This window comes from Sphingomonas sp., from assembly GCF_042096255.1.
GTDB lineage: Bacteria > Pseudomonadota > Alphaproteobacteria > Sphingomonadales > Sphingomonadaceae > Sphingomonas.
The window spans coordinates 1-6821 of the sequence record NZ_JBELLZ010000131.1; the positions used below are offsets into that span (position 1 = coordinate 1).

The 6821-nt window shown below is 69.1% G+C and carries 7 protein-coding genes; 4 read left to right on the forward strand and 3 right to left on the reverse strand.

Annotated elements, in window-relative coordinates; translation table 11 throughout:
* Positions 1–485 (forward strand): cation:proton antiporter (locus ACFDTH_RS16670; RefSeq protein ID WP_375288685.1); only part of this gene is annotated, 485 nt, incomplete at its 5' end.
* On the opposite strand, the gene ACFDTH_RS16675 is transcribed toward ACFDTH_RS16670, so the two are convergent.
* On the reverse strand, positions 464–1078 hold the full coding sequence (locus tag ACFDTH_RS16675; RefSeq protein ID WP_375288686.1) for a class I SAM-dependent methyltransferase: 615 nt from the start codon (positions 1076–1078) through the stop codon (positions 464–466). The genes ACFDTH_RS16670 and ACFDTH_RS16675 overlap by 22 nt on opposite strands.
* A 105-nt stretch (positions 1079–1183) precedes the next feature.
* On the opposite strand from ACFDTH_RS16675, the gene ACFDTH_RS16680 reads away from it, so the two are divergent.
* Both ACFDTH_RS16680 and ACFDTH_RS16685 read left to right on the forward strand, forming a co-directional pair.
* Complete coding sequence (locus ACFDTH_RS16680) at positions 1184–1504, forward strand: antibiotic biosynthesis monooxygenase family protein (RefSeq protein WP_375288687.1); 321 nt, start codon at positions 1184–1186, stop codon at positions 1502–1504.
* A complete protein-coding gene (locus ACFDTH_RS16685) occupies positions 1501–2808 on the forward strand; it encodes an MFS transporter (RefSeq protein ID WP_375288691.1) in 1308 nt (435 codons plus the stop codon). Before ACFDTH_RS16680 ends, ACFDTH_RS16685 begins: the two co-directional genes overlap by 4 nt.
* Positions 2809–2918: 110 nt before the next feature.
* Here the strand turns inward: ACFDTH_RS16685 and ACFDTH_RS16690 are convergent, their stop codons facing one another.
* Positions 2919–5204 carry a CDC48 family AAA ATPase gene (locus ACFDTH_RS16690; RefSeq protein WP_375288688.1) on the reverse strand — a complete coding sequence of 762 codons (2286 nt, stop codon included), beginning with the start codon at positions 5202–5204 and terminating at the stop codon, positions 2919–2921.
* A 272-nt stretch (positions 5205–5476) separates the two neighbouring features.
* On the opposite strand from ACFDTH_RS16690, the gene ACFDTH_RS16695 reads away from it, so the two are divergent.
* On the forward strand, positions 5477–6376 hold the full coding sequence (locus ACFDTH_RS16695; protein ID WP_375288689.1) for a LysR substrate-binding domain-containing protein: 900 nt from the start codon (positions 5477–5479) through the stop codon (positions 6374–6376).
* A gap of 199 nt (positions 6377–6575) precedes the next feature.
* Here ACFDTH_RS16695 and ACFDTH_RS16700 read toward each other — a convergent pair.
* Positions 6576–6821 (reverse strand): peptidylprolyl isomerase (locus ACFDTH_RS16700; RefSeq protein WP_375288690.1); only part of this gene is annotated, 246 nt, incomplete at its 5' end.

The window sequence follows — 6821 nt, forward strand, 5'->3', positions numbered from 1 at the left end:
ATATGGTGGGCGCGTTCCTGGCGGGCGCGGTGCTGGATGCGGAGTGGTTCGGTCGCGAGCGGATGGACCGACTCCGCGAAGTCATTCTGCTCACGGTGATGCCGGTGTTCTTCCTGTCCACCGGGCTCCGCACCACCTGGACGATGGGCGGACCGGCGGTGTTCGGCGCGGCGGCGCTGCTGCTGGCGGCATCGGTGGGCGGCAAGCTGGCCGGCGTGCACCTCGCCGGGCGGCTGCTGGGGTGGAAGCCGGGCGAGGCGTCGCTGATCGGGTGGCTGCTTCAGACCAAGGCGCTGATCATGATCATCTTCGCCAATATCCTGCTCGACAAGGCGATCATCACCAATGCGACCTTCACCGCGCTGCTGCTGATGGCGGTGGCGAGCACGATGCTGACCATTCCGGTGGTGGCGCCGCGGCTCAAGCGGCTGGAGAGCGCCCCGGCCGAGGCGCCCGCCCCCGCTCAGTCCTTCCAGCCCCAGTAGAGCTGCGCCGGCGGCACGTTCCACCATTCCATGTCATGATCGATCCGCTCGAAATGCGGGGCCATAAAGTCCCGGCACTTGGGGCTGAACTGATAAACCAGGAAGGCGCCGCCCGGGCGGATCACCCGGTGCGTCGCGGCGGCGATCTCGGCGCCCACGCCCGGTGGCAGCGTAGAGAAGGGCAGGCCCGAGAGAACGTAGTCCGCGGATGGGTGGCCATGATCCGCGACGATCGCCTCGACATCCGCGGCCGAGCCGTTGATCGCGACAAAGCGCGAATCGCCGATGCGCCGGCCCAGGTAGCGGATGAAGTCCGGATTGGTATCGATTGCGATCAGCTGTGCGTCCGGCGCCATCCGCTCCAGAATCGGACGGCAGAAGGTGCCGACGCCGGGGCCGTATTCGATGAACAGCTTGCAATTGGCCCAGTCGACCGGCTTCAGCATGCGGTCGATCAACCGGTCCGAGGAGGGGATGATCGACCCGACCATCACCGGATGCTTGACGAAGCCGCGGAAGAACATGCCCCAGGGCGTCGGCATGCGTTGGGGGCGGGCGCGTCCGCGGCGCAGCGCGGCGGTCGGGTTGGGCATGGAGATCCTTCGAAACCGTAATGCCATGCGTCCGTGGCACGGGCGGCAAACGTCGTGCAAGCGAGAACGGTTGCACTGGTGTGACACGGGGGTAATCGAACCGTCATGGTACAGGACCGGACCGGACAGATTGCGGTGATCTTCGCCAACCAGCGCACCGCGGCGGACGACCCCGGCTATGCGGCGGCGGCCGAGGCGATGGACGCGCTCGCCGCGGCGCAGCCGGGCTATCGCGGTATCGAGAGCGCGCGCGGTGCGGACGGCTTCGGCATCACCGTCAGCTATTGGGCGGACGAGGCGAGCGCGATCGCCTGGCGCGAGCAAGCGGAGCACGCCGCCGTGCGCGCGATCGGGCGCGAACGCTGGTATCGATCCTATGACCTCCAGGTCGCGCGGATCGAGCGTTCCTATGGATGGGCGCGATGACGGGCGGGTTCGACCGCCGCTTCGCCCTGATGTTCGTGGTGATGCTGACCATCGCCGCGGGCAATACCGCGCTGCAGTCGGTGCTGCCCGCGCTGGGCCGGTCGTTGGGCGTGCCCGACAGTGCGGTGGCGGCCGCCTTCTCGGTCTCCGCGTTGCTGTGGGTGATCGCCGCGCCGCTCTGGGCCAACCGGTCGGACCGGCACGGGCGGCGCGCGATGATCCTGCTCGGCATGGGCGGCTATGCGCTGAGCCTCACCGTGTGCGGGCTGTTCCTGGCGGCGGGGATCAACGGCTGGATCGCGGGCACCACCGCCTTCCTGCTCTTCATCTTCGGCCGGCTGATCTATGGCAGCCTGGGCGCCGCCGCGCCGCCGGCGGTGCAGGCGCTGGTGGCGGGCGAGACCACGCGCGAGGAACGCACCAAGGCGCTGACCCTGCTCGCCTCCGCCTTTGGCCTCGGCACGATCGCGGGCCCGGCGGTGGCGCCCTACCTGCTGCTGGGTCATCTGGGGGAGATCGAGATCGGGCTGGCGGGGCCGGCCTTCGTGTTCGCGCTGTTCGGCGTGGGCGTGTTCGTCGCGGTGTACCGGATGCTGCCGGACGACCGCGCCGCGGTGCGGGACCCGGAGGCGCATGGCGCCGCCAGCGCCTATCCCTCGATCGGCGGCCAGCCGACCGGCGCCAACGTGCGCGCCGCCACCGGCAGCCGGGTGGAGCGCGTCCGCTGGACCGATCCGCGCATCCGCGGCTGGATGATTGCCGGGCTGGTGATGGGCCATGCGCAGGCGATGACCGGGCAGGCGATCGGCTTCCTCGTGATCGACCGGCTGGCCCTGCCGCCGACGCAGGCGCTCGAATCGACCGGCATCGTGCTGATCATGGGCGCAGGCGCGGCGCTGCTGGCGCAATGGGGAATCATCCCGACGCTCAACCTGAAGCCTCGCGCACTGGTGCTGAGTGGACTGGTGCTGGCGGCGGCGGGGACGGCGCTGACCGGGCTCGCCACCTCGCTCTACGGGATCGCAACCGCCTTTGCGCTGGCGAGCCTGGGCTTCGGCTTTACCCGCCCGGGCTTCACCGCAGGATCGAGCCTGGCGGTGGGCGCGGCGGCGCAGGGCAATGTCGCGGGCAAGGTGACCAGCGTCAACGGCGCGAGCTTCGTGCTGGGGCCGTCGATCGGGGTGGGCCTGTACGAACTGTGGCGCCCCCTGCCCTATCTGGTCGCGGGGGCGGCGTGCCTGGTGCTGTTCGCCTATGGCTGGGCGACGCTGCGGGACGCCTCCAAACCCGTTTGTGGTGAGTAGAGATTGAGCGCAGCGAAGGCTCGTATCGAACCACATGGTCACGCCATGTCCTTCGATACGCCACTTCGCTGCGCTCAGCGGCTACTCAGGACGAACGGTCCTGCTTTGCCTTACTCCCGGTTCCGCGGCGTCAGTTGTCCCGGCGAGATGAAGCCGATCGAGGTCATCGCGCTGGCCTCCTGCTTCAGCTTCGCCGCGATCTGCTCATATTCGCGCTCGGTCTCGGGCGTCACGCTGGCGCGCGATTCGTCAAGCGCCTTCTCGAAATCGGCCATGTAGACCTCGCGCGCGCCGAGCGAGCGGCGGAGCGCGATCAGGCCGGCGCGGCGGACCACGTCGCCGAGGTCCGCGCCGGTGAACCGGTCGGTGCGGCGCGCGACCAGGTCGAGATCGACGTCATTGGCGAGCGGCATCTTCTCGGTCTGGATGCCGAGAATGCGGCGGCGGCCGGGCAGGTCGGGCACGCCGACATAGATCAGCTCGTCGAAGCGGCCGGGGCGGAGCAGCGCGGGGTCGATCAGGTTGGGGCGGTTGGTGGCGCCGATGACGACCACCGATTGCAACTCCTCCAGCCCGTCCATCTCGGCGAGGATGGTGTTGACCACCCGCTCGGTGACGTTGGGCTCGCCCAGCCCGCCGCCACGCGCGGGGACGAGGCTGTCGAGCTCGTCGATAAAGATCACCGTGGGCGCGACCTGGCGGGCGCGCTGGAACAGCCGGGCGATCTGCTGCTCGCTCTCGCCATACCATTTCGACAGGAGGTCGCTGGACTTGGTGGCGATGAAGTTCGCCTCCGCCTCGCGCGCCACCGCCTTCGCCAGCAGGGTCTTGCCGGTGCCGGGGGGGCCGTAGAGCAGGAAGCCCTTGGCCGGGCGGATGCCGAGCCGGCGGAACGCGTCGGGGTCCTTCAAGGGCAGCTCGACGCCCTCCTTGAGGCGCATCTGCGCGTCGTCAAGCCCGCCGACATCCTCCCATCGCACCGTGGGCGCCTGCACCATCACCTCGCGCATCGCGCTCGGCTGGACGCGCTTGAGCGCCTCGGTGAAGTCCTCGCGGGTCACCGCCAGCGTGTCGAGCACCTCGGCGGGAATCGTGCGCTCCTCCAGGTTGAGGCGCGGCATGATCCGGCGCACCGCCTCGATCGCCGCCTCGCGGGTAAGCGCGGCGAGGTCGGCACCGACGAAGCCGAAGGTGGTACGGGCGAGCTCGGCCAGGTCGACCTTGTCACCCAGCGGCATGCCGCGGGTGTGGATACCCAGGATCTCGCGGCGGCCGCGCTCGTCGGGCACGCCGACGATGATCTCGCGGTCGAACCGGCCGGGGCGGCGTAGTGCCTCGTCGATCGCCTCGGGGCGGTTGGTGGCGGCGATGACGACCAGGTTGGCGCGCGCTTCCAGCCCGTCCATCAGGGTGAGCAGCTGCGCGACGAGACGCTTCTCGGCCTCGCCCGACACCTGGCCGCGCTTGGGCGCGATCGAGTCGATCTCGTCGATGAAGACGATTGAGGGCGCGCTCTTCGAGGCTTCCTCGAACACGTCGCGCAGCCGCTTCTCGGACTCGCCATAGGCCGAGCCCATGATCTCGGGGCCGTTGATCAGGAAGAACTGCGCATCGCTCTCGTTCGCCACCGCGCGCGCGAGCCGCGTCTTGCCGGTGCCGGGCGGCCCGTGGAGCAGCACGCCCTTGGGCGGATCGACGCCCAGGCGCTGGAACAGCTCGGGATAGCGGAGCGGCAGCTCCACCATCTCGCGCAGTTGGTCGATGGTGGCGGCCATGCCGCCAATGTCGTCATAGGTGACGTCGGCGCGCCGGGCCTCCTGCGGCTCTTCATATTCCGCGCGGAGTTCGACGTCGGTGTTCTCGTCGATGTGGACCACGCCCTTGGGAGCGGCCGAAACGACGACCAAGCGGATCTCCTGGAGCGCATAAGCGGGGGCGCTGACGAACTGCTGCATGCCCGGCGGCATGTTCTGGACGCGCTGGTGCCCGGCGGTGGCGACCACGTCGCCCTGACAGAGCGGGCGGCCGAAGAAGACGCGCTTCAGGGCGTTGTTCGAGCCCTGGAGGCGCAGGTTCTGCTGCGCGGGGGCGAAGACGATGCGGGTCGCCGGCTTCGATTCGGCGCGGCGCACCTCGACGAAATCGCCCGAGCCGACGCCGGCATTCGCGCGCTGGAGCCCGTCGATGCGGATCAGCTCCAGCCCCTCGTCCTCGGCATAGGGGCCGACGGCGCGCGCCGGCGTCACCTTCTTGCCGACGACCTCGACGACGTCGCCGTCGGCCAGCTCCAGCGCCGCCATCACCGAACGGGGAAGATGCGCGATGCCGCGGCCCGAATCCTCGGGTCGCGCGTTCGCCACCTGGAGCTTGCGCGTCGGTACCTCGCTGTCGGCCATCTGTTCCCTCGCTCTCGGTCGCTTCGAAGCGCGATAGATAGGGGCGAGGTTCCCGCCGGGACAGAGGGGGAGTGCTAACAAGAAAAAAGGGCCGGCCCGAAGGCCAGCCCATGAAAGTTTTTAGGAGAGGATGCCTGAAAGGCCCGCCCTAAATGCTGTGAGAGCGTTCATTGTGCAAGTGCGAAATGATCGACGCCGAGTTGCATTTTTTGCAACTTAGTCGCTGACGTGCTTGTCCGAACCCCTGCCGAACCGGCATGATGCACCGCACGATGCGCCGCCTCCCCCCCCTCACCGCCATCGAAGCGTTCGTCGCGGTCGCCCGGCTGGGCTCCGTCAAGGCGGCGGCACAGGAGCTTGCTCTCTCCGCACCGGCGCTGAGCCGGCGGGTGCAGACGCTGGAGCGGTTCATCGGCCGGCCGTTGTTCGCGCGCCGGCACCAGGCGATGGTGCCCAATGCCGATGGCGAGCGGCTGCTGGCCCAGATCGCGCCGGCGATCGACCAATTGTCCGATGCGGTGGAGGCGATGACCAGCGGCGACGAGGTGTTGCGGCTGCGGCTGGGCGTGCTGCCGTTGTTCGCCTCGCAGCGGCTGTTCCCGCGACTGGGCGAGTTGCGCACCGCGCATCCCGAGCTTCACCTCGACATCGACACCGCCGCGCACGGCATCACCCGGCTGGGCGAAGGGCTGGATGCGGTGATCGCGCTCGCGAGGGATATCGACCCGGCGCTCTATGCGCACCGGCTCGATCGCAACAAGGTCTATGTGATCGGCGCACGCGCGCTGGTGGAGCGGGCCGATCCGGTGGTGCGGCCCGAGCAACTTTCGCGGCTGACGGTCTTGCTGCACCGCGAGATGAGCGAGAACCTGACCGCCTGGCGGCAGGCGGCGGGCGTGCCGGACGTGGAGCCGGCGGCGATCGACCTCTTCGATTCGGGCCCGCTGATGCTGGAGGCCGCGGCGCAGGGGCTGGGCGTCGCCTTCATGCACGAGAGCCATTACCTAGACGCCAACGATCCGCGGCTGGTGCCGCTGTTCGACGTGGAGGTGACCAGCCCGTACAGCTATTGGTTCGTCTGCCGCCCTAGGGCATTGCAGCTGAAGCCGGTGCGGCTGTTCCGCGACTGGCTGGTGGGGACTTTGGGCGCAGAGCGCACGACGCAAGCGTAGCTGGCGACGAGACGCACAAGCCCGGCCGGCGTAACGCAGCTACGACCGACGACTTGGGCTTTGCCCAAGTCGCCTTGGCCGAATGTGACGATCAATCATCGGCCCCGCCGCGGCAAAGCCGCGTCTGGCGGGTTCGCGGAGCGACCCGCCGGCCGGCCTTGGGCGTCTCCGATCCAGCTGAGCTGGTCCGGTGCGCCCTTCAGCTCGCGCGTGCCTTGACGATCTTGCCCGGCTCGCGGGGCGGCTCGCCCTTGGGAAGCGCGTCGATCAGGTCCATGCCCTCGGTCACCTCGCCCCAGACGGTGTACTGGTTGTCGAGGAAGCGGGCGTCGTCGAAGCAGATGAAGAACTGCGAGTTAGCGCTGTTGGGATCGTTGGTCCGCGCCATCGAGCAGACGCCGCGGACGTGCGGCTCCTTGTTGAACTCCTGCTTCAGATTGGGCTT